General features: G+C 36.5%; 18 protein-coding genes. 10 read left to right on the top strand and 8 right to left on the bottom strand.

The window, feature by feature from the left end; translation table 11 throughout:
* The first annotated feature begins 86 nt into the window (after window positions 1–86).
* Window positions 87–1,022, top strand: coding sequence for an alpha/beta hydrolase (locus tag KYG33_RS19640; RefSeq protein WP_228408641.1), 936 nt, complete (start codon window positions 87–89; stop codon window positions 1,020–1,022).
* A 194-nt stretch (window positions 1,023–1,216) separates the two neighbouring features.
* Window positions 1,217–3,058, top strand: coding sequence for a carbon starvation protein A (locus KYG33_RS19635; protein WP_180565243.1), 1,842 nt, complete (start codon window positions 1,217–1,219; stop codon window positions 3,056–3,058).
* Window positions 3,059–3,317: 259 nt separating this feature from the next.
* Here KYG33_RS19635 and KYG33_RS19630 read toward each other — a convergent pair whose 3' ends face one another.
* Both KYG33_RS19630 and KYG33_RS19625 read right to left on the bottom strand, forming a co-directional pair.
* Window positions 3,318–6,089 (bottom strand): TonB-dependent receptor plug domain-containing protein, encoded by a 2,772-nt coding sequence (locus KYG33_RS19630; RefSeq protein WP_219072273.1) that lies wholly within the window; start codon window positions 6,087–6,089, stop codon window positions 3,318–3,320.
* A 601-nt stretch (window positions 6,090–6,690) separates the two neighbouring features.
* Window positions 6,691–9,021 (bottom strand): ATP-dependent helicase, encoded by a 2,331-nt coding sequence (locus KYG33_RS19625; protein WP_180565241.1) that lies wholly within the window; start codon window positions 9,019–9,021, stop codon window positions 6,691–6,693.
* Window positions 9,022–9,498: 477 nt separating this feature from the next.
* Between KYG33_RS19625 and KYG33_RS19620 the strand changes: the two genes are divergently transcribed.
* The 3 genes from KYG33_RS19620 (at window position 9,499) to secG (ending at window position 13,398) form a co-directional block, all read left to right on the top strand.
* Window positions 9,499–10,812, top strand: a complete 1,314-nt coding sequence (locus KYG33_RS19620; protein WP_219072272.1) for a M16 family metallopeptidase — start codon at window positions 9,499–9,501, stop codon at window positions 10,810–10,812.
* 53 nt (window positions 10,813–10,865) lie between these two features.
* Entirely contained in the window at window positions 10,866–12,911 is a 2,046-nt protein-coding gene (locus KYG33_RS19615) for a M16 family metallopeptidase (protein ID WP_219072271.1), read from the top strand.
* A 133-nt stretch (window positions 12,912–13,044) separates the two neighbouring features.
* Window positions 13,045–13,398 (top strand): preprotein translocase subunit SecG, encoded by a 354-nt coding sequence (gene secG / locus KYG33_RS19610; protein ID WP_077414065.1) that lies wholly within the window; start codon window positions 13,045–13,047, stop codon window positions 13,396–13,398.
* A 51-nt stretch (window positions 13,399–13,449) separates the two neighbouring features.
* On the opposite strand, the gene KYG33_RS19605 is transcribed toward secG, so the two are convergent.
* Window positions 13,450–14,289 (bottom strand): glycosyltransferase family 2 protein, encoded by an 840-nt coding sequence (locus tag KYG33_RS19605; protein ID WP_139348473.1) that lies wholly within the window; start codon window positions 14,287–14,289, stop codon window positions 13,450–13,452.
* The gene (gene recR, locus KYG33_RS19600) at window positions 14,285–14,896 is read right to left on the bottom strand and encodes a recombination mediator RecR (protein ID WP_219072270.1); all 612 of its coding nucleotides are present in this window, start codon (window positions 14,894–14,896) and stop codon (window positions 14,285–14,287) included. The genes KYG33_RS19605 and recR overlap by 5 nt, the downstream gene beginning before the upstream one ends.
* Before the next feature lie 394 nt (window positions 14,897–15,290).
* Between recR and KYG33_RS19595 the strand changes: the two genes are divergently transcribed.
* The 4 genes from KYG33_RS19595 (at window position 15,291) to KYG33_RS19580 (ending at window position 18,709) form a co-directional block, all read left to right on the top strand.
* The gene (locus KYG33_RS19595) at window positions 15,291–15,896 is read left to right on the top strand and encodes a hypothetical protein (RefSeq protein ID WP_077414063.1); all 606 of its coding nucleotides are present in this window, start codon (window positions 15,291–15,293) and stop codon (window positions 15,894–15,896) included.
* Window positions 15,897–15,920: 24 nt separating this feature from the next.
* On the top strand, window positions 15,921–16,412 hold the full coding sequence (locus KYG33_RS19590; RefSeq protein WP_077414062.1) for a hypothetical protein: 492 nt from the start codon (window positions 15,921–15,923) through the stop codon (window positions 16,410–16,412).
* A gap of 84 nt (window positions 16,413–16,496) precedes the next feature.
* Entirely contained in the window at window positions 16,497–17,939 is a 1,443-nt protein-coding gene (locus tag KYG33_RS19585; protein WP_219072269.1) for an aminoacyl-histidine dipeptidase, read from the top strand.
* A gap of 188 nt (window positions 17,940–18,127) precedes the next feature.
* Window positions 18,128–18,709, top strand: coding sequence for a TIGR00730 family Rossman fold protein (locus tag KYG33_RS19580; protein WP_077414060.1), 582 nt, complete (start codon window positions 18,128–18,130; stop codon window positions 18,707–18,709).
* A gap of 76 nt (window positions 18,710–18,785) precedes the next feature.
* On the opposite strand, the gene KYG33_RS19575 is transcribed toward KYG33_RS19580, so the two are convergent.
* Window positions 18,786–19,115: a 2Fe-2S iron-sulfur cluster binding domain-containing protein gene (locus KYG33_RS19575; RefSeq protein ID WP_047382628.1), complete on the bottom strand. Its 330-nt coding sequence runs from the start codon at window positions 19,113–19,115 to the stop codon at window positions 18,786–18,788.
* 12 nt (window positions 19,116–19,127) lie between these two features.
* Complete coding sequence (locus KYG33_RS19570; protein WP_077414059.1) at window positions 19,128–20,183, bottom strand: NAD(P)/FAD-dependent oxidoreductase; 1,056 nt, start codon at window positions 20,181–20,183, stop codon at window positions 19,128–19,130.
* Window positions 20,184–20,336: 153 nt separating this feature from the next.
* Here KYG33_RS19570 and KYG33_RS19565 point away from each other — a divergent pair, with 153 nt between their 5' ends.
* Window positions 20,337–21,107, top strand: a complete 771-nt coding sequence (locus tag KYG33_RS19565; RefSeq protein WP_077414057.1) for a DUF3108 domain-containing protein — start codon at window positions 20,337–20,339, stop codon at window positions 21,105–21,107.
* A 281-nt stretch (window positions 21,108–21,388) separates the two neighbouring features.
* On the opposite strand, the gene pheS is transcribed toward KYG33_RS19565, so the two are convergent.
* Both pheS and KYG33_RS19555 read right to left on the bottom strand, forming a co-directional pair.
* Window positions 21,389–22,399: a phenylalanine--tRNA ligase subunit alpha gene (gene pheS / locus KYG33_RS19560; RefSeq protein WP_077414055.1), complete on the bottom strand. Its 1,011-nt coding sequence runs from the start codon at window positions 22,397–22,399 to the stop codon at window positions 21,389–21,391.
* A 126-nt stretch (window positions 22,400–22,525) separates the two neighbouring features.
* Complete coding sequence (locus tag KYG33_RS19555; protein ID WP_077414054.1) at window positions 22,526–23,185, bottom strand: YceI family protein; 660 nt, start codon at window positions 23,183–23,185, stop codon at window positions 22,526–22,528.
* Window positions 23,186–23,234: the final 49 nt, after the last annotated feature.

Raw genomic sequence — 23,234 nt, 5'->3', positions numbered from 1 at the left:
TAAACAACATATCAATCTGCAGGTTTTTCACAAACCTGTTTTTTGTTTTATTCTTAGGTTTTTCTAATTTATTTTTTTCCCAGAACTTGTCACAAGTACAGGTTAAAACACCTCCTGTAAAAAGTACAGTACTTCCTAAGATAGCCCATCTGTCTGAGGATATTGTATATAAAACCAATAAAAAAGGGAATCCTCTTGCTCTGGATTTATATATTCCTAAAAATGTTGCCACTGAAAAAATACCTGTACTGATCTATGTTCATGGAGGCGGATGGATTGAAGGCGATAAAGTAGTTCATGCAGACAATTATCTGGAAACCACTGTTGAAAAGTTAATGGCAAAGCAATATGCCGTGATCAGCATTAATTATACGCTGCTGAATGATAGTACTCATTTTCCACTGCCTCTGGAAGATACCAAAGATGCTATCAGGTGGGTAAGAAAAAATGCAGATAAATATCATTTCGATACCAATAATATAGGTCTGTTTGGGGCTTCAGCCGGAGCTCACCTTTCCCTGATGGCGGCTTATACTCCCGACAATACTTATCTGGGAAGTCCGGAACTTTCGTCTTATTCTGCCAAAGTAAATTATGTAATTGATCATTATGGTCCTGCTGATCTTAATAAGCTTTTCCATACAAGACTAGGAACAATTCCGGTAGGAATGATCGGGTTGATGTCAAAAAAGATTGTCGGTTTACAGGAAAATCTGGTAAAAGGAATTTCCGGGTATGATATCAGAAAAGATCAGGATAGAGCCATCGATTATCTGAATACCTTATCTCCAGTTAATTTTGTTTCGGAAGGAGTTCCAACTTTAATTGTTCAGGGCAATAATGACAAAATTGTTCCTTTAAACCAATCTAAAAAACTTCACAGAAAATTAAACAGAGCCAAAATACAAAACGCTCTTATCATTGTTGATGGCGGAGTACATGGTTTTGGAACAACTGATAAAGCTTATCTGGACAAAATTACTGATGAAATGGTGGATTTTGTTCTTTCACAAAAGAAGTAATATACATTCATCTATTCAATTACAATTCAAATAACTATAAATCAATATAATAAAATACATTACAACAACAAATTTGCTAGATTGATATACATATTGATATTTTTTCATTGAGAATTAATTACCTTGGCTATTGTTTAAATTATTAACAACAAAAACACCAATCAATTAATTATTTATCAATAAAAATAAGCAATATGGAATCTTTAAACAATATCAATGCGCTTACTCTCATATTTGTATCTGTTCTTATTTTTGCGATAGCTTACCGTTTCTATGGTATTTTTATTGCCAATAAAGTTCTCAGGCTTAACGACCAAAATATGACTCCTGCTGTAGAATTTGCAGATGGTAAAGATTATGTCGCTACGAATAAAAATGTACTTTTCGGACATCATTTTGCTGCAATCGCTGCTGCAGGGCCATTAGTAGGACCTGTTCTTGCCGCTCAGTTCGGATATCTTCCGGGCGCATTATGGATTCTGATTGGATGTGTATTGGGAGGCGGAGTTCATGATATGGTTGTACTCTTTGCTTCTGTGAGACACAAAGGTCAAAGTCTTGCGACTATCGCTTCTAAAGAAATCGGAAAAGCAACCGGAACCGTAGCTGGTTTTGCAATTCTATTTATCCTGATTCTTACGCTGGCGGGTTTATCGCTGGCTTGTATCAATGCAATGCATGAAGCTTCATGGTCTCTTTTTACAGTAATCATCACAATGCCTATCGCCATCATCATGGGACTGATTATGCGTTATAAAAAGAACAGTGTTTTGTTTGCAAGTATTTTAGGCGGTATCCTTTTGATTGCCGGAATCATCGGAGGACATAGTCTGATGCAGAACCCTACCATGAACAATTTATTTTCCTGGGATATTAAAACAATTTCTATCGCGATTCCTTTGTATGGCTTTATTGCTTCTGTATTACCGGTATGGCTGCTTTTGGTTCCAAGAGATTATCTTTCCACTTATTTAAAGATAGGAACTATTATCATGCTGGCTATCGGGGTCATTGTGATTCATCCTACCATACAGATGCCAGCAATCACTGCTTTTGTAAATGGTGGAGGGCCTATTATTGGCGGACCTGTACTTCCTTTTATTTTTATCGTGATTGCCTGCGGAGCAATTTCTGGTTTCCATGCTGTGATTGCTACGGGAACAACTCCTAAAATGCTTAATAAGGAAAGAGAAATTCTTTTTGTAGGATATGGAGCAATGCTTGTGGAAGGTTTTGTAGCATTGATGGCACTTATTGCGGCATGTACACTGATGCCGGGTGATTATTTTGCGATCAACACCCCTAAGGAAGCTTATGATTCTTTTCTTGCAACACATCCTTCACTACATGGTGTAGACATAGATTATTATTCACAAAAAATAGGGATTGACCTGTATGGAAGAACCGGAGGTGCTGTATCTCTGGCTGTAGGAATGGCCCATATCTTCAACAAAATCCCTTATATGGATCAGCTGACGGCCTACTGGTATAATTTTGCGATTATGTTTGAAGCTGTATTTATTCTTACTGCTATTGATGCAGGGACAAGAGTGGGACGTTTCTTCTTACAGGAAATGCTGGGTTCTGTAGTTCCAAAATTCAATGATAAAAACTGGATTCCGGGAATTATTATCAGCAGTCTTCTTTTCACTTTTGCCTGGGGATATCTTGTGTATACCGGAAACGTAAACAGCATCTGGCCGTTATTCGGAATCAGTAATCAGCTGCTGGCTGCCTGCGGACTTATCGTCTGTACAACAATGCTAATCAGGATGAACAGGGGAAAATATGCTTTATGCTCAGCTATTCCCGGAGTTTTCATGGCCGGAATTACATTCTGGGCCGGGTATATCCAGGTGACCGCCATTTATATTCCCAAAGGACAGTACTTACTGGCTGCACTAGCAGCAACAGCCATGATTCTTATGCTTATTGTATTTATAGGGGCTTTCCGAAAATGGTATCAATTGCTTCAGATCAACAAAACAGTAATGGATCATTATGGAGAACCTGTGAAGGAACTTGTGGAAAGATAAATTCATATGATCATAAATAAAAAAACAGTTCAGAAATTCTGAACTGTTTTTTTTTATAGAAGTTCCTTAATCTGATAAAAATGCAGAATATATACATTAAAACCATTAAGAAGGATTTAAGTTAAGATGAATCATTCTGATTTTTAAGCTTAAAGCGAAGCTTATCTTAATACTCTCAATATCTTAATACAATCTTAATGTTTCAAAATATAAAACTTTAAACAATTTCATAAGTCATAAGTAAGATCTGCTATTGAACTTAAAAATTGAAATTAAGTCTCGCGAAAACATATCTACCATTTTGTCCAAACTGTGAAGTAGAACGTGAATAGATAAACTGGTCATTATTGGTAGAAGCAGTAAGGTTTTTTGTTGGATAAATATCAAACAAATTGTTCACCCCCAAAGTCAACCCTACGTTTTTAGTAAACTGGTAAGCAGCAGATATATCGGTAATGATCTTATCTCCGATCGGTTGGTGTTCATTAAAATCTATGATTCCGTCTCCGTTCACATCAATAATATCAGCACCTGTTACTTTTCCAAAATAAGTATTTCTCAGATAGAACGTAGCATCCTTCCATGAAAGGGTGTGCGAAAGACTGGCTTTCACTCTAGGCACAGCTTCTTCCAGATACACTCTTGATTTTTCAGAAAAATATACTTTCTCAAGCTGTGGTGACTGTAAAAGTCCTGCAGAATGGATATCTCCTACCTGTTTGGTCTTATTAAGGTTAATAGCAAAGTTATTATCGAGTTTTATACCTGAAAATCTTACATTATGTGAAATCACTACATCCAACCCTTTTGTTTCCGTATCAATTGCATTGGTAAAGAACTGAGCACCGTTCACATTTAATTTATCATACTCTTTTTGTGCATCTGAAGGCACATCTTTTCTTAAGAACTGGTCCGTAAGGATGATACGGTTGTCGATTCTTGTGAAATATCCGTCTGCTGTAAAGCTAAGCCCTGCCGAAGGAATTTTGTAGGTAAATCCTACACTTGCTGATTTGGAAGTTTCCTGCTTCAGTTTTGGCATACTTAGCAATCCTGCCAGCTGGGAATCATTACTGAAAGTTCCTACTTCCAAAAGTTGATTATTCGTAAACAATGTAGAAGTTACATTATAATAAATCTGGTGGATAGACGGAGCTCTGAATCCTGTAGATCCTGCAAATCTCACATTGAAATTAGGCGCTATTTTGATTCTTGAAGCTAATTTATAATTGAATGTCGATCCGAAATCAGAATAATTTTCATATCTCGCAGCAGCGTCTACCAATAACCAGTTGGTGAAGTTAAATTCTACATCTGCATAAGCTGCCACCGACTGTCTGTTTTTATCCACAGCATTCTCAGGTTTAAATCCATTGAATACCTGTGATCCTCCCGGCAGAGGCAGTCCAAAAAAGTCCGTAGCTCTCTGGCTTGGATCTCCGTTCCAGATATTTCCAAATTGATCATATGTCTGATACGAAGCTTCTTCACCTTGGGTAATTTTAAAATTCTCATAGCGGTGCTCAGCTCCGAAAGCGACATTGATCCCTTCCCATACATCGTATTTTTTAGAGAAATCTAAATTGATTGTGTTTTGGGAAAATCTCAGCCCTCCTGCATTAAATTCTCTTGGCGAAGCAAAACGTAAGGAGGTATTTCCGGTGTTTTGAATATTATAGGCAAATGAATTCTGCCCGTATGTATTACTGAAATCAATATTCCAGCCGTCCCATTTCCCTTTGATTCCTGCAGCCAGGGAAATATCCTGGATATCCGTTCCAATCTGTGGAAGATAACCATTAGGATACAATCCTGTAAAAGTTCTGTTTTCAGTTGGTCTTCTGTAGAATCCTCCGGAAGTTCCGTGTCTTATGCTGTAACCACCAAAAGTATACACTTTCCAATTGTCACTTACTGGGATTTCGGCATTCACAAAAAGCTGATGATTATTAAGCTTCGACTGCCCTACCTGCATATTAAAATCCTTCCTTTCCTGCCCTCTGTACGCCAATTCCTGATCCGTAAAGTAATTAAGCTGATCTCTGGTAAAATTTCCTGATTTCAAAATACTTTGTAATGCAGAAATGGTATTGGCTCCCTGGATTGAATTTTGCAGCTCCTGAGAAAAGTAGTTTACATTTTGTGCATACTGATGTACATAATTTACAATCTGCTGTGAATTGGGTGTATTCCCAATATTCGTAAAAAGAGAAGAAAGATTAACTCCGTCATTTAGTGCACGTTGTTCAATGGCATTATAAGCATTGTAAATAGGTCCATTTTCTGTTCCGGCTCTATAGGTTGGATTTCTGAACTGTGAAGACCAAGTGATATTGAAGAAACCTCCTTTGGTTCCTATTTTATTACCATAGTTCAGATCCAGCTGAATATTCTGTCCGTCAAAATCGCCGGTATGGTCATTAGCTGTTGGTGTTAAATTTCCTCCATAACTTATTTGTCCTGCCAGTTTTCCTGTATCTCTTTTCAAGTCAAGATTAATTACTCCGGCAATGGCATCAGATCCATATTGTGCTGCAGCTCCGTCTCTTAATACTTCTATTCTGTTTAATGCAAAAGACGGAATGGCATTTAAATCCGTTCCTACGGTACCTCTTCCGGGTGTTCCGTTTACATTCACCAATGCTGAAGTGTGTCTTCTTTTTCCGTTAACCAAAACCAATACCTGGTCCGGTCCCAAACCTCTCAGCTGAGCAGGATCCAAATGATCTGTTCCGTCTGAGTTAGTCTGAATCGTAGAAGTAAATGATGGTGCTACTGCATTCAGGATTTGTCCAATATTTGTTTGTGGGAGAATGATTGAAGATTCTTTCACATTGAATACATCTACAGGAACCGGGCTGTCTGTTTTAGATCTGGCTCCAGCTCTTGATCCCAGCACCACTACTTCTTCTACATTATTGGTTTTTATACTGTCTTTATTTGTTTTGATGCTGTCTTTTTCCTGTCCGTAAGTATATACTCCAAGAAAAAATAAAACAGAGGCCGAAAGAATAGTTTTTTTATTTCTCATATAGTTTAATTTGATTGAACATTTATGTTTTTACAAGCTGCAAATGTAAAATATATTTATTAGTCTACAAAATCAATAGACTTTGTTTTTATAAAAAATGGTTATCGTTTCTTTCTATCCCTATTTAAAGTTAAGATAAATTAAGGAAACATTCATAAAAACATTGCTTTATAGATGGTTAAATTCAAAATAGATAGAGAAATATATTACCGTTTAAACGCTATAACCGCAAAGGAAAATTTACAGCTTATTATTCTTATGTTCGCAAAGGCACTTCGTTCAGCAGAGAAATTGTCTTCAATAAGTGGAACGTCATTGCGAACGAAAAATAAATACATCTGAATGAACACATTGCGAACTTTGTGTTTAAAATAGGTAATCTAAACGCTATGACCGCAAAGGAAAATTTACAGCTTATTATTCTTATGTTCACAAAAGCACTTCGTTCAGCAGAGAAATTTCTCTTTGCTAAGTGGAACGCCTTTGCGAACGAAAAAAATAGACAAAGTGCAATAGTTACATTGCGGGCTTTGCATTTAAAAATAAAATAAAACGGATCCAAAAATTGAACCCGTTTTATTTATATTGTATTGTTCTGAAATTAAATCTTAGTCAGTTTTGCATATTTCAGAATCAGGTTTTTCTCTCCTTCATGGATGAAAATAACTTTTGCTTTGATATTCTGAGGATCCGTTCCATCCAAGAAGCTAACTTCTCCAATTCCAAAACGGTCGTGTCTCACCTTATCTCCTACTTCAATATCCTGAGAAGAAGCTCCACTTGGGTTGATAATTTTAGCTGTACTTACAGGTTTCAGTTTTCTTACTTCCTGAGCAGGTTTTGAGGCATCACCTCTATCGAGAGTCTTCTTTTCAACCTTTTTGAAAGATTTCATGTCAGAAGGATGTTCATCAAAAATATTGGATCTTACCCCTGAATTATTGATAAATCTTTTTTCCAAAGCAGGATTAAGGAATTCAATATATTCATCATCAATTTCACTTAAGAATCTTGAAGGTTCTGCATCTGTGATTTTCCCCCATTGAAAACGGGAAACAGCATATGAGAAAAAGACCTGTTTTTCAGCCCTTGTCAGTGCTACATAAAATAGTCTTCTCTCTTCCTCAAGGTCTTCTCTGGTGGCAGAGCTCATAAAGCTTGGGAACAGATTTTCTTCAAGTCCTACTAAGTGAACTACTGGAAACTCAAGTCCTTTTGAAAGGTGAATAGTCATCAATGAAACCATATCATCTTCCAGGTTCTTATCCTGAGTATCTGCTGAAAGGGCGATATTTTCAAGGAAATTGGAAAGACTCGGATCTCCGTCTTCCAGCTGCATCTGCTCTTCAATGAATCCCTGCATGGAGTTCATCAATTCCTGTACGTTTTCTACTCTGGAAATTCCTTCCGGAGTCTGATCATCTTTCAAAAACTTGATTAAGCCGCTTCGTTTTGCCACTTCCATAGCAACACTGTAAGCTGTTTCTGTTTTCAGCAATACCTGAAAAGCTTTTATCATAGACCAGAAGTCGTTCAACTTGTTCAAAACTCCGTTGTTCAGGCCCAATTGAGGTGCATACATCGGAAGATTTTCCAATACTTTTGAAACCGCAATATTATGAGCATCTGCAAAAACGATCAGTTTATTCTGTGTTGTTTCTCCAATTCCTCTTGCAGGATAGTTGATGATCCTCATCAATGCTTCAGAATCATTTTCATTGATCAGAAGTCGAAGATAACCAATAAGGTCTTTTACTTCTTTTCTTTGGTAGAAGGAAAGTCCTCCATACACTTTATATGGAATATTTTTACGTCTCAGTGCATCTTCAAAAGCACGTGTCTGAGAGTTGGTTCTGTATAAAATGGCAAAATCACTGTATTTTCTCTGGTCACGGTTACGGAGTTCCCAAATATTTCCGGCAACAAAATTCGCTTCATCAGCATCGGAAAGAGATCGGTATATTTTGATCTTATCCCCTTCTTCATTGTCACTGAATACATTTTTCTTAAACTGCTGTAAATTTTTTGCAATAACTACATTAGCCGCATTTACAATATTCTGTGTAGAACGGTAATTCTGTTCCAGAGATACTGTTTTAGCATCTGTATAATCTTTTTTAAAGTTTAAGATATTGTAAATGTTAGCTCCACGGAAAGAGTAAATGGATTGTGCATCATCCCCTACCACACAGATATTCTCAAATTTTGAAGCTAATGCTTTTACAATAAGATACTGAGAGTGGTTGGTATCCTGGTACTCATCCACCATGATATATCTGAACCTATCCTGATATTTTGCAAGCACTTCAGGAAAACGGGTCAGCAGCTCATTGGTTTTCAACAACAGGTCATCAAAATCCATGGATCCGTTTCTGAAACACTGATCTACATATTTCTGATAAATCTGTCCGATGAATTTCATATTAGCCTTTTCATCCGCCTCCATCAGTTCCGGGTTGTTGAAATAAGCTTTTACCGTAATCAGATTATTTTTATAGGTTGAGATTCTTGCCTGAACTTTTTTAGGTTTATAAAGATCTGCATCAATATTCATATCCTTCAGTACTTTTTTGATCACATTCAGGGCATCCTGCTGATCATAAATGGTAAAATTGGAAGGATATCCAAGATAATGAGCCTCAATTCTTAAAATTCTTGCAAAAACAGAGTGAAAAGTTCCCATCCAAAGACTTCTTGCATTACTGTCTCCTACTACTTTTGCAATACGGTCTTTCATTTCACGAGCCGCCTTATTGGTAAAGGTAAGCGCCAGGATATTGAAAGGGTCTATTCCATTATGTATTAAATGAGCAATACGCATGGTAAGTACACGCGTTTTCCCGGAACCTGCTCCGGCAAGCACCATCAAAGGTCCTTGTAAAGAGGTAACGGCTTCATATTGTGATTCATTGAGTCCTTTCAAATAGTCCATACAGCAAAAAAATTTTGGGAACACAAAATTAATGTATTCAGAGGAGAATTCAAACTTTCATGAGAAGTTAGAAATTGCAACACTCAAATTTTAATACTTAAAATATATATCAATAGTCAATTTTGCTTTAAAATGTGAGTGGCTCCTATTAAATATTCAAAATTAAACGCTAATGTCCGCAAGATTTATTAATCTTATATATTTTGTTCGCAAAGGCATTACATTTAGCAAAGATCTCGGGCAAGCATTGCTGAGTAAAACGCCATTGCCACCGATCTGAAGGTTATTTAAATATCTTAGTGGACTCTGCGTTAAAAATACTATTTGCAGGCAAAGTAAATTGATAATTAACATTATAAATTCCTACTTTTTAAACTTTTAATTTCTAAAAATTTTCTTATTACAACATATATTTCTATACATTTTGTAACATTTAATTCACTTTTCGTACTAATTGATAAACAATTTCTAAATTTTATGAAAAAGCGACTTCTTTCTGCTGCTGCCGTAGCTTTCTTCGGGCTAATGCTGAATGCACAGCAAATCAAATTCGAAGAGTATGACCTTCCCAATGGTCTTCACGTAATTCTTCATCAGGATAACTCGGCGCCGGTTGTAACAACAGGTGTAATGTACCATGTAGGTGCAAAGGATGAAGTAAAAGGCAGAACAGGTTTTGCTCACTTCTTTGAACACCTTTTATTTGAGGGAACTCCTAATATCAAAAGAGGAGACTGGTTCAAGATTGTTTCTTCCAACGGAGGACAGAACAATGCCAACACCACCAATGACAGAACGTATTACTATGAAACATTCCCTTCTAACAACGAACAGCTTGGACTTTGGATGGAAGCTGAAAGAATGCGTCACGCGGTAATCAATCAGGTAGGTGTAGATACACAGAGAGAGGTTGTAAAAGAAGAGAAAAGATTAAGAATGGACAACCAGCCTTATGGAAATCTTTTCACAACTATTCAGAAAAATTTATTTACCAATCACCCGTACAACTGGCCTACAATCGGCTCTATGGAAGATCTGAATTCTGCTAAACTAGAAGAATTCCAGGCGTTCTACAAGAAGTTTTACGTACCGAATAACGCCACTTTGGTTGTTGCAGGAGATATCAAACCTGAACAGACTAAAAAATGGATCGAAACCTATTATGGAGGAATTCCAAAAGGAACTTTATATCCAAAAGATTTCCCTAAAGATACTCCTATCACTCAGGAAAAAGAAGTAACGGCAACAGACCCGAATATCCAGCTTCCTGCTTATGTTTTCGCGTACAGAACTCCGGCTAACAAAGAGAAAGATGCTTATGTTTTAGATATGCTTTCTTCTTATTTAAGTAATGGAAAATCTTCGGTTTTATATAAAAAATTAGTTGATCAGGACAAAAAAGCACTTCAGGTAGCTGCTTTTAACCAAGGGCTGGAAGATTACAGTATTTTCGCCTTCTTCGCGATCCCGATGGGACAGACTACAAAGCAGGCTTTACAGACTGACATTGACGCTGAAATCAAAAATCTTCAGACTACACTAATCTCTGAAGATGATTATCAAAAACTTCAAAACCAGTACGAAAATCAGTTTGTAAATGCTAACTCAAGCATTCAGGGAATTGCTGCTTCATTGGCAACCAACCACGTATTGATGGGTGACACGAATTTGATCAATAAAGAAATCGACATTTACAGATCTATCACAAGACAGGATCTTCAAAATGCTGCTAAAAAGTATCTTAATTCCAACCAAAGAATAATCATTAACTACGTACCTGAGAAAAAGTAATCATTTCAACTTTTAAGGTTACAATATGATTATTAAAAATTAAATTTTTACAAATGAAAAAGCAATTAACATATATAGCTGCAGCGTTTTTCTTTACAGGAATGGTTTCAGCACAAAAAATAGATCTTAATGCAATGCCAAAGCCGGGACCTACTCCTGCGATTAACATTGCTAAGCCAAAAACTTTCCAGCTAAGCAACGGTCTTACAGTAATGGTAGTTGAGAACAACAAGCTGCCAAGAGTAAGTGCAAGCCTTTCTATGGACAGACCTCCTTACAATGAAGGAGCTGTAACTGGGGTAAGCGGAATCATGGCTGAACAGTTTGAAAACGGAACTACGAATATCTCCAAAGATGATTTCAACAAAAAAGTGGACTACCTTGGGGCAAATCTTAATTTCTCTTCAGGAGGTGCTTCTGCCAACTCACTTTCAAAATATTTCCCTGAAGTATTAGGCCTGATGGCTGATGCAATTATTAATCCTAAATTCTCTGCTGAGGAAATTCAAAACTCTAAAGAAAGAGCTATTGAAGGATTAAAATCTGAGGAAAAAAATGCTTCTTCTATCGCGGAAAGAGTTTCAAACGCTTTGATGTATGGAAAAAATACTTCAAGAGGTGAATTTGAAACTGTTGAATCGATTAACAAAATCCAGCTTGCCGATGTACAGAACATCTATAAAAAATACTACGCTCCGGACAATGCTTATTTAGTAATCGTTGGAGACGTAAAGTTTGACCAGGTAAAACCTTTGATCGAAAAGGCCTTCAATAGCTGGAAAAAAGCAAATACCCCTGTTGCACAATTAGAGCCAGCTTCTAATGTTGCGAAAACAGAAATTAATGTAGTGGATGTTCCTTCTGCTGTACAGTCTGTTGTTTCTCTAAAAAACCTGAACACGTTGAAAATGAAAGATGCCAATTATTTCCCTGCAACAATTGCCAATTACATCCTTGGAGGTGGTGGTGAAGCAAGACTTTTCATGAACCTTAGAGAGAAGAACGGATTTACTTACGGTGCTTATTCAAGTATGGTAGCAAGCAAGTATTCTCCTGAATTTTCTGCAAGTGCGAGTGTAAGAAATGAGGTTACAGACAAAGCGGTTAAGGAATTCATGAATGAACTTAATGCTATTTCTACGGTAAAACCAGAAGAATTGGCAAATGCAAAAGCAAAGCTGAAAGGTTCTTTCATCATGTCCTTAGAGCAGCCTGCAACTATTGCAAGGTTTGCATTGAACCAAAAAGTTCAGGATTTACCAGCTGATTTCTACACCAATTACCTGAAATCTATCGATAAAGTAACAGCTGCAGATGTTTCAAATGCTGTCAAGACTACCATTTTACCAAACCAAAGCAGAATTTTCATTGCAGGTAAAGCATCTGATATTTCTGAAGGATTGGAAAAATTAGGTTACCCTGTAAAATATTTTGATAAGGATGCAAATCCTGTTTCAAAACCAACTGTACAAAAAGTAGATGCAAGTGTAACGGTTGCCTCTATTGCAGATAAATACATCAATGCTATCGGAGGAAAAGCTAATTTGGCTAAAATTACTTCATATACTACGAATGCTTCAATGTCTATGCAAGGACAAAACATCGATTTTAAAATCGTTAAAGCACAAGGCGGAAAGGAGCTGACAACTGTAACAGCAATGGGACAGGTTGTTCAGAAGCAGGTATTTGATGGGAAAACCGGTTATTCTATGCAGATGGGACAAAAAATTGACATCACACCGGAAGAAATTGCTGAAAAACAAAAGAACCCGGAGCTTTTTGAAGAATTAGGTTTTGCAAAATCTGCTGATTATAAATTAGGAGGAATTGAGAAAATCGGAGGTGAAGATTCTTATGCAATTAAAAGTGGGGATACAACGTATTACTACAGCGTTGCAACAGGATTAAAAACCGGAGAAACAAAAAAAGTAAAAGCTAAGGGCCAGGAAGTGACAATCCCTACAACATTCTCTAATTACAAAGATGTAGAAGGGGTAAAAATGCCATATACAATCTCTGTAAGCCAGATGGGAATGGATATGACCATGAATGTAAAGTCTTATGAAATAAATAAGGCTACTGATACTGATTTTAAATAATAACATCCAATTTTTATAGAAAAAACGGCAACAATTGTTGCCGTTTTTATTTTTATCAACATTTGGCGATATCTTTCTTTGTCATTCAGTAAAAAAAGATTAAATTTGCCCATTCAAAAAGATATCAGAATTAATGGATACTATATTTACACTATTGATGGTTCTTGTTATGGTTGCCAGCGTTTTATTGGTAATTATCGTTATGGCACAAAATCCAAAAGGAGGAGGCCTTTCCAGTACATTCGGAGGTGCATCATCTGCACAGTTTGGAGTACAGAGAACCAATGATTTCATGGAAAAAGCAACATGGACTCTAGGCGGAACTATCATCGTTCTTATCCTTTTAAGCGTTGTTATTACAGGAAAGCCGTCTCAGGTAGCTCCTACACAAAAACAACCAGTGAAGAAAGAAGCTCCTGCAAAACAGTCAGCTCCTGCTTCTTCTACAACAACTCCGGCACAAACTCCTGTAGCACCGGCAAAATAAGAAGAATACCATCTTATATAAAACAAAAGCAACTCCAATTGAGTTGCTTTTTTATTTTAACTTGATCTTTTCAATCTGATAGCGAAGTTTCAGCCCTGCCTTTAAAAATGAATATTGTACAGGCTTCGATTCTTTATAATATTTATCAATAAAGATCTGCATGGCTCCATAAAATCTCTTGAGATATACTTCATTCTTAATAGTGCTTTCTCCTTTGTGATGAAGAATAGAAACTTTACCATAATAGAAGTTTTTGTAACCGTTTCTTAAGAAAGTATAGCAAAGATCAATATCTTCTCCATACATAAAATAAGCTTCATCCAGCCCTCCTATTTTTTCGTAAACGTCTTTTTTAGCCAGTAAAAAAGCGCCTGTCATAACTTCTATTTCAGCAACCGCATTTTCCTCAATGTCGTTTCTGTAATAAGACTTGGAATTATTCTTTTTAAAATTTGTAAACAGCTTTTCAAAAGAGTTAAACATATCCGGAACAGAACGTTTACTTTCAGGAAGAAAATTACCTTCCGCATCATGCATCCTCACTCCCAGACATCCGAATGCAGGCTGAGAATCGGCAAAATCCAGAAGTTCCTTCATATAAAACCCTTCAAATTCTGTATCAGGATTCAAAAGTAAAATATATTCTCCTTTTGCTGCCTGAATCGCCCGGTTGTTCGCTTTTGAAAAACCTCCGTTTATTTCAGAAGCTATAAAATGTACGTTCGGAAACTCGGGAATAAGATCTCTCCAGGAATTGTCTGTAGAGGCATTATCAATAACAATCACTTCATAGTCTATCTCCTGTATATATTTATGAAGTGACAAGAGGCAGCTTCTGAGCAATTGTACAACATTATAATTAACGATAATAACAGACAGCTTCATATTAATCCTTTTCGTTATATGGCAGCCTGTTGATAATGGATCTTCCTAATGAAATTTCATCAGCATATTCCAGTTCATCTCCTACTGAAATTCCTCTTGCAATGCTGGAGAAATTCACATTGAAACTTTTAAATTTCTTATAGATATAATACGCTGTTGTATCTCCTTCCATCGTGGCACTCAATGCGAAAATAAATTCCTTCACCTTTCCATCATTCAATTTCTTTTCAATACTTGGAATATTTAACTGCCCGGGTCCTACTCCTTCCATTGGAGAAATTTTTCCGCCCAGGATCAGATACTTGCCTGTATATTTTCCGGTATTCTCAATAGCAATTACATCCCGTACATCTTCAACGATACAGATCAGTTCACCATTTCTCTTTTCATTGCTGCATATTTCACAGATGTCAAAATCTGAAAAATTATGACATTCTTTACAATATTTTATTTCATTGACAAGGTTAATCAGGGAATTTCCAAGACTTACAACTCTGGAATTGGGCTGCTTCAACAAATGCAGTGCTAATCTCAATGCGGTTTTTCTTCCAATCCCAGGCAGTCCCGAAATCTCGTCTACCGCCTTTGCCAATACTTTACTTGGATAATCCATAGGTACAAAAATAAGGATTAAAGTTGATAATTAATAGTGAATAGTCAATCGTCAGTTCGCTTCGCTTGTGAATTTTTATACAGTATAATAAATTTTTAACGCTGAGCGCGCTAAGATGTCTAAAGGTTAAAAAAATGATCGCAAAGGCGCTTTACTCAGCAATAAGAAAACTTGTATCTCAGCTGAACGAAATGCCTTTGTGAACAAAACATATAAAAAGAGTAAACAACCCTTGCGAACTCAGCGTTTAATTTTATTTTTCACAAAAATCACCTTATAAATTTCCGTCAACACAATGTCTCAATATGATATTTTAAATTTCACCCTTACCTGAGAACTCTAAAAAAACCTTTATATTTGCGGCTTAAATTAAATATGAAAAAAATTAACTAACATGGTACTTAACAATCTTAACTATCCTCTGGATTTCAAATTCAAAATCACTACTTTAGCAAGTGACTTCAATATTACTGACAAAAACGGAAATTATGTAGCGTATGTGCGTCAGAAAATGTTCAAGTTGAAAGAAGATGTTATCGTTTTCAATGATGAGAGCAAGTCTAAGGAACTTTTCAGAATCAAAGCTAATAAATGGATAGATTTCAACGCTTCGTATTCTTTGAATGATCTTATTGACAATAAAAACTTCGGTAGACTGGCAAGAAAAGGAATGCGTTCTATCTGGAAAGCAAGTTACGATATTCTGGATGCCCAAGATCAGCCTAAGTTTAAAGTTCAGGAAGACAGTGCATGGGTGAGATTCTGGGACAGCTTTGTAGGAGAACTTCCTATCATCGGAATGTTCACAGGATATTTCCTTAATCCATCTTATACGGTGACTGGTATTGATGGGAAAGCTTATTTTAAACTTAAAAAAATGCCTTCATTCTTCGGAAGAAGATTCCAGCTGGACAGACTGATCGATATTGATGATGAAGAAGAAAGTTTAGTAATCCTTTCTTTATTAATGATGACACTTCTTGAAAGAGCAAGAGGGTAAGAAAAATAATAAAACCACAAACACATGAAATATTTAATCATTTTATTTTCCGCATTTCTATTGGTAGCTTGCAAAAAGGAAAAAGAAACGGTTTCAGGTTCTCCTTCTGCCGATTCTTTACCTATTGCAAAAGATTCTGCTTCAACAGGTACATCTTCTGGAAATATTCTGGTGGGAACCATTCCGTTTCCTAAAGAAATTAAAGAATGCTCCTGCTATTTTGCGATAAGCAAAACTGATTTTGAAAATGAAAGATACATCTACGCAGATGATGCCGGAAAAACTGCTTACATGATGCTGGATGGCAAAAGACTGGCTCTGAATCTCATCTCTTCAAGTGATATGGAGGTAGATGAACTGCTTACCAAAGAAATAGAAAATGATGATTACAAAATTTCCGTAAAAGGTAAAAAAATAAAAGGCGAAGAAGCTTTACTGTTTGAAGGGACTCTGACTATAGAGAAACCAGACGGAACTACATTTACGACTCCGATCTATGGAGAGTGTGGATGTTAATAAAAGCGAAATCATACAACAAAAATGCTTCTGTATCTCACGGAAGCATTTTTTATTTTGTAAATTTGAGAAAAATAAAATTCAATGGAATTATCTAATATAGAACCGCAGATTATCTGGAAAAATTTCTCCAGATTAAATGCTGTTCCAAGACCTTCAAAAAAGGAGGAAAAAGTAATAGCTTTTATCAAGGGATTTGGTGAAAATTTAGGACTGGAAACTACGGTAGATGAAGTAGGAAACGTTATTATTAAGAAACCTGCCACTGCTGGCATGGAAAACCGTAAATCTATCGTGCTTCAATCGCACCTTGATATGGTTTGCCAGAAAAATAACGATGTTAATTTCGATTTTGAAACAGAAGGAATCAAAATGGAGATTGACGGTGACTGGGTAAAGGCAAAAGGAACTACTTTAGGAGCTGATAATGGTTTAGGAGTAGCAACCATTATGTCTATTCTTGAAAGTTCAGATATTCCACATCCTGCATTGGAGGCTCTTTTCACTATTGATGAAGAGACTGGAATGACGGGTGCTTTAGGACTAAAGCCAGGGCAACTGACAGGACAAATTCTATTGAATCTTGATACTGAAGAGGATGATGAGATTGATATTGGCTGTGCAGGAGGTGTTGACGTAACTATCACTCAAAACTATGCTGCAGAAGCTCCAAAAGGACAAATTGTAAGACTTGAAGTAAAAGGTCTTCAGGGTGGACACTCCGGAATGGATATTCATAAAGGTTTCGGAAATGCCAATATTATTTTGGGTAGACTTCTTTACAGCGGTTTAGAAAATCAGAATATTGAATTGGTTTCTATCGACAGCGGAGGTCTGAGAAATGCAATTCCTAGAGAAGGTGTAGCTCTGATTTCCGTGAGAAATGCTCAGGAATTTATAGAAAACGTAACGATTCTTAAGAAAGATATTTTAGAAGAATTTGCGACTGTAGAGCCGGGAATTCAGATCAATATTGAGAACTCCACGTCTTCTGACAAAGCAATTTCAGAAGGAGATTCTAAAAAAGTAATCCTTACTCTAAAAGCTCTTCATAATGGAGTATACAGAATGAGTCCGGATGTGGCTGATCTTGTAGAAGCTTCTAATAACGTAGCAAGAGTAGAATTGAAAGTTGGAGAACTTAAGATTTTAAACCTTACAAGATCTTCTGTAGATTCTTCAAAATATTCAGTGGCAGAACAATTGAAATCTGTAGCAGAATTGGCTGGAATGAATGTTGAATTCAGCGGTTCATATCCAGGATGGAAGCCAAAACCAGGTTCAGAGATCGTACAGCTGATGGAGAAACTTTATACTGAGAAGTTCACTGAAAAACCTCATGTAGTAGCTTGCCATGCAGGTCTTGAATGTGGTATCATTGGAGCCAACTATCCTGAAATGGAAATGGTAAGCTTTGGACCAACGATCAGAGGGGCTCACTCTCCTGATGAAAAAGCGAACATTCCTTCAACTCAGAAATTCTGGAGTTTCCTGAAAGATATTTTAGCCAATATTCCTCAGAAATAGAACATTAAAATTACTATATTGAATATCCAAAGTCTTATGATTTTGGATATTTTTAGTTTTAATTGAAATAAAAATGCTTCGACAGGCTCAGCATGACACAGCTAAAAATTTATACCTAAAAAAAAGTTAGTATTAGAGATGTCATGCTGAGCTTGTCGAAGCATCCAAACCATAAAAAACCTTATACAATGAAAAGTATCACCGTATTCTGCGGCTCAAGTTTCGGCTCGCATGACATTTACAAAGAACAGGCATTTCTCCTTGGACAAACCTTGGCTAAACATGATATACAGCTTATTTATGGAGGTGCTGATGTTGGCTTGATGGGAACGATTGCCGACGGAGCATTGAGTGAAAATGGTAGCGTCATTGGAGTCCTTCCCCACTTTCTACAATCTAAAGAAATTGCTCACAAAAATCTGACCGAACTCATCATCGTGGAAACCATGCACGAAAGAAAAACCAAAATGAATGAACTTTGTGATGGTGTTATCGTTCTTCCCGGTGGTTACGGCACATTAGAAGAATTCTTTGAGATGATCACATGGGCACAGCTCGGGCTTCACAAAAAACCGATCGGAATTTTGAATATTGATGGTTTTTATGATGATCTGATTAAACTGGTTCAAACCATGGTGGATAAAGGGTTCTTGAAGCAGATAAACAGTGATATGCTGCTGATCAGCGACACTATAGATGACTTACTGGAAAAGATGAGAAATTATCAGGCTCCTACGGTTGGAAAGTGGATTTCTAAGGAAGAAGTTTAAATAATAAACTCTTTTAAAAACAAAAACCCGTCCGAAAAATTCGGACGGGTTTCTTATTAAGATTAAAAAATATTTTCTAAGGATAAGGAGCAATTTCCACTTCGAGCCCTTCCATTGCATCGGCAATATGTAGCTGGCATCCCAATCTGCTGTTTTCTTTCACATGGAAAGCTTCACCCAACATAGCATCTTCTTCATCTCCCATTGGTTCCAGACCAGGATCATTGATTACATATACCTGGCATGAAGCACACATCGCCATTCCTCCACATACACCAATAGTACCTTCTTCTGCCAATTCATAGGAACGGATAATTTCCATTAAGTTCATGGACATATCCGTAGGAGCTACGACATCATGGGTTACCCCTTCTCTGTCGGTAATTTTAATATTAACGTCTGACATAATTCTGCAAAATTAGTCAATTTTTTTCACAACTGCCTTCTCTGCTTCTTTACGGCTTCCGTCGAATCCGTCAACACCACTTACCGTTGTATATTTTAATACGAATTTTTTACCAGGATTCAGTCTGTTGTAAACACTCTGACACATCAAAGTAGCTTCGTGGAAACCACAAAGGATCAACTTCAGTTTTCCAGGATAGGTGTTGATATCTCCAATTGCATAGATTCCGTCAATGTTCGTCTGGTAATCTAAAGCGTTATTTACAACGATTGCATTCTTCTCGATATTTAATCCCCAGTTTCCGATCTCTCCAAGTTTTGGAGTCAATCCGAATAATGGAATAAAATAATCTGTTTCAATATCATAAGCTTCTTGACCGTCAACCTGTACCGTGATCGCTTCTACTTTTCCGTCACCTTTAATAGCTGTAACTTCTGCTGGAGTGATTAATTTAATCTTCCCTTGATTCTTCAGGTCCTGAACTTTTTCTACAGAATCCAAAGCGCCTCTGAATTCATTTCTTCTGTGAATCAATGTAACTTCGCTGGCAACATTTGACAAGAAAACACTCCAGTCAAGAGCAGAATCACCACCTCCGGCAATAACTACTTTTTTATTTCTGAAATGCTCAGGTTCTTTCACAAAGTACTCAAGGCCTTTTTCTTCGTAATCTGCAATATTATCCATCGTAGGTTTTCTAGGTTCAAAAGTACCTAAACCACCGGCAATGGCAATAGCTTTACATCTGTGAACAGTTCCTTTGTTGGTAATTACTTCAAACCATTCATCATCTACTTTAGTATAAGAAACAGCGGTTTCTCCCAAAGTGAATCCAGGCTGAAACTGCTTGATCTGTTCCATTAAATTATCCACCAATTCTCCAGCATTCACTGAAGGATAACCTGGAATATCGAAGATAGGTTTTTTAGGATACAGTTCTGCCAACTGCCCTCCTGGCTGTGGAAGCGCATCAATAATATGGCACTTCATTTTTAATAAACCAGCTTCAAAAACTGCAAAAAGTCCTGTAGGTCCCGCACCTATGATCAATATATCAGTGGTTATCATAATATTTAAGATAATTTAATTATACATGTAACTGCAAATTTACTAATTTTAATGCGAAGCATATTTAATTGATTCTAAATAAAAACCTGAGATTTGTCAAATATCTATCATTTAAGATTTTAAATTTGGCAATGTTTTTGTAAATGTCTTGTTATGAAGAAAATTTTAAACCTTTTTGCAGTATTTATATTCTTTTTAGGCTCAGCCCAGATTGATAACATCGCGGACGGAGAATCTATCACTCTCAGAATACATTACGGCTTCCTTAACGCAGGAACAGCGAACCTTACTACAAAACAGACCAATTACAAAGGGATTCCCCATCTGTATGTAAAAGGAACAGGACAGACTACCGGCGCCGTAAAAGCATTCTTCAAGGTGGAAGATTTATATGAAAGTTTCATCAATACCCAAACAGGATTACCAAGTTTCTACGTCAGAAATGTACGTGAAGGAAGCTATCGCCAGCATTTTGAAACGGTTTTTAATCACGATAATAATACATTAATTTTAACAGATAAAAAAACTCCTGCCAATGGCTCTAAGGTTCTAAAATCAGTAAAAGGGGTTCAGGATATGCTTTCATGTTTTTACTATTTAAGGAGTAAAAGCCCGGATGAATTGAAGGTGGGAACCATCATCAATATGAATGTATGGATTGATGACGAGATGTTTCCATTTCAGTTAAAAGTAACAGGAACAGAAAATTTAAAGACAAAATTCGGTACCATCAATTGTTTAAAGATTATTCCATCTGTAAAAAGCGGAAGAGTATTTAAAGAAAAAGAAGGCGTAACTATGTGGGTTTCCAATGATGCCAATCATATTCCGATGCTGTTGAAAGCTGAACTGGCAGTAGGTTCACTGAAAGCCAGTATTGATGATTACAAAAACGTAAAATATCCTTTAAAGTTCAGCAAATAACAATTGTAAGTTTTTAAAGATACAGCCTGTAAATTTTACAGGCTTTTTTTATTGCTGATGTAATATATCCTTAACACGGATTGTCTTAATAATAGAGGCAGATAAAAGAGTTGCAGCATGTCAATACTTCCATTGAGGTACCAAGCGGATCCGAACCGAAGTATAGATATAAGAGACAGACACGTGTAAATTTTTCAATAAGATCAGTTTTTAATTACGTTTTGTTTCTTAGGTCAGTAATTAAAAACAAAAAACCTCCGGAGCTCCGGAGGTTTGATTTTTTATAGTGTTTTGAACTGTTCGAGTGTTCTGATATCATTTTCAAAGAACATTCTGATGTCACTCATCTGGTAAAGAAGCATTGTAATTCTTTCAATTCCCATTCCGAATGCATATCCTGAATATTTCTCAGAATCGATATTCACATTTTTCAGTACGGCAGGGTCTACCATTCCACATCCCATGATCTCCAGCCATCCTGTTCCTTTTGTAATTCTGTAATCTGTTTCAGAGTTTAATCCCCAATACACATCAATTTCAGCACTCGGCTCAGTGAACGGGAAGAAAGAAGGTCTCATTCTGATCTTAGATTTTCCGAAAAGTTCAGTAGTAAAGAACTGGATTGTTTGCTTTAAATCTGCAAAACTTACATTCTCATCAATATATAATCCCTCAATCTGGTGGAAGATACAGTGAGAACGTGAAGAGATGGCTTCATTTCTGAAAACTCTTCCCGGAGATAAAATCCTGATTGGAGGCTGATTTTCTTCCATAAAACGAGTTTGTACAGAAGATGTATGTGTTCTCAAAAGAATATCAGGATTCTGCTCAATAAAGAATGTATCCTGCATATCTCTTGCCGGGTGATATTCCGGAAGATTAAGTGCCGTAAAGTTATGCCAGTCATCTTCAATCTCTGGTCCGTCTGCTACTGCAAAACCAATAGATTTAAAGATTTCAATAATTCTGTTTTTCACCAGATTAATTGGGTGTCTTGAACCCAATTCCAATGGAAATTCAGGTCTTGTAAGATCTTCTTTTTCTACGACAACAGAAGATTCAGAAGAATTTTTCAAATCTTCCAATTTTACAGCAACTGCCTGTTTCAAAGTATTGATCTTCTGTCCGAAATCTTTCTTCTGGTCGTTAGGAACTTCTTTTAATGTTTCGTAAAAATCATTAAGAACCCCTTTTTTACCGTTGTACTTGATTCGGAAGTTTTCGATATCTTCCCTAGAGGTAGCATTGAAGCCGTTTACTTCGATCAGTAGTTCTTCTATCTTTTCTATCATTATTTTACCCTTTCAAAATGTTTTGCAAAAATACGATTTTAAGTTGAATAATAAGTCCGTCAAAAAAAAATCTGCCTCTTTTTCGGGAGGCAGACTTCAATCACTTATTTCACTTAAATAAAAAAATTATTTCTTTTCTAAAGCTTTAACGTTGATCTGAAGAGTCACCTCGTCTTTAATCACACCGTTTTCAGCAGGAGCCTGGAACTTCACCCCAAACTCTTCTCTTTTGATATCCTTTGGTTCAGTAGCTACACTTACCACTCCGTCTTTTACAGAAACATTAGCCTTAAACTGAACGGATTTTGTAATTCCTTTAATTGTTAAATTACCATCCAAAAGAGTATTATAATCACCTTCTGTAGCCGGAGTAACTTTTGTAATTTCATAAGAAGCCGTTGGAAATTTTTCAACTTCAAAGAAATCGCCGCTCTTCAGGTGGCCATTTAATTTTCCCATATCTTCCGGACTGTCTTTCAAATCCACAGAAGTTAATGAGTTCATATCAGCAACGAATTTTCCGCTTTCCAGTTTTCCGTCTTTCACTGTCACATCTCCGCTTTCAAACCTGATTGTTCCAAAATGACTTGTATTCTCAGATTTAAAAACTTTATATCCCTTCCATTCAACTTTACTGTTTAGCGTATCCAAAGTGAACTGGCTACCTTCTTTGGTAGTCGTCACCTCATTACTCTCACTGGTAAGCGGTTTATCTTTTTTACAAGAAACCATTACAGCAGCAACGAATAAAGCAGGAATCGCTATCGAAAACAGTTTTTTTCTCATTTTTGATTTATTTTTATTAGTTCCGCTAATATAATAAAAAAAATTATGT

It is taken from the genome of Chryseobacterium sp. D764 (assembly GCF_019317325.1).
GTDB lineage: Bacteria > Bacteroidota > Bacteroidia > Flavobacteriales > Weeksellaceae > Chryseobacterium.
The sequence above is the reverse complement of the archived record's forward strand: the minus strand, read 5'-3'. Positions and strand labels throughout refer to the sequence as shown.

Bases quoted from the DNA above. Each gene is read 5' to 3' on its own strand.
- KYG33_RS19635 (WP_180565243.1), top strand. From the start codon at position 1,217: ATGGAATCTTTAAACAATATCAATGCGCTTACTCTCATATTTGTATCT.
- KYG33_RS19630 (WP_219072273.1), bottom strand. From the start codon at position 6,089: ATGAGAAATAAAAAAACTATTCTTTCGGCCTCTGTTTTATTTTTTCTT.
- KYG33_RS19625 (WP_180565241.1), bottom strand. From the start codon at position 9,021: ATGGACTATTTGAAAGGACTCAATGAATCACAATATGAAGCCGTTACC.
- KYG33_RS19620 (WP_219072272.1), top strand. From the start codon at position 9,499: ATGAAAAAGCGACTTCTTTCTGCTGCTGCCGTAGCTTTCTTCGGGCTA.
- KYG33_RS19615 (WP_219072271.1), top strand. From the start codon at position 10,866: ATGAAAAAGCAATTAACATATATAGCTGCAGCGTTTTTCTTTACAGGA.
- secG (WP_077414065.1), top strand. From the start codon at position 13,045: ATGGATACTATATTTACACTATTGATGGTTCTTGTTATGGTTGCCAGC.
- recR (WP_219072270.1), bottom strand. From the start codon at position 14,896: ATGGATTATCCAAGTAAAGTATTGGCAAAGGCGGTAGACGAGATTTCG.
- KYG33_RS19595 (WP_077414063.1), top strand. From the start codon at position 15,291: ATGGTACTTAACAATCTTAACTATCCTCTGGATTTCAAATTCAAAATC.
- KYG33_RS19590 (WP_077414062.1), top strand. From the start codon at position 15,921: ATGAAATATTTAATCATTTTATTTTCCGCATTTCTATTGGTAGCTTGC.
- KYG33_RS19585 (WP_219072269.1), top strand. From the start codon at position 16,497: ATGGAATTATCTAATATAGAACCGCAGATTATCTGGAAAAATTTCTCC.
- KYG33_RS19580 (WP_077414060.1), top strand. From the start codon at position 18,128: ATGAAAAGTATCACCGTATTCTGCGGCTCAAGTTTCGGCTCGCATGAC.
- KYG33_RS19575 (WP_047382628.1), bottom strand. From the start codon at position 19,115: ATGTCAGACGTTAATATTAAAATTACCGACAGAGAAGGGGTAACCCAT.
- KYG33_RS19570 (WP_077414059.1), bottom strand. From the start codon at position 20,183: ATGATAACCACTGATATATTGATCATAGGTGCGGGACCTACAGGACTT.
- KYG33_RS19565 (WP_077414057.1), top strand. From the start codon at position 20,337: ATGAAGAAAATTTTAAACCTTTTTGCAGTATTTATATTCTTTTTAGGC.
- pheS (WP_077414055.1), bottom strand. From the start codon at position 22,399: ATGATAGAAAAGATAGAAGAACTACTGATCGAAGTAAACGGCTTCAAT.
- KYG33_RS19555 (WP_077414054.1), bottom strand. From the start codon at position 23,185: ATGAGAAAAAAACTGTTTTCGATAGCGATTCCTGCTTTATTCGTTGCT.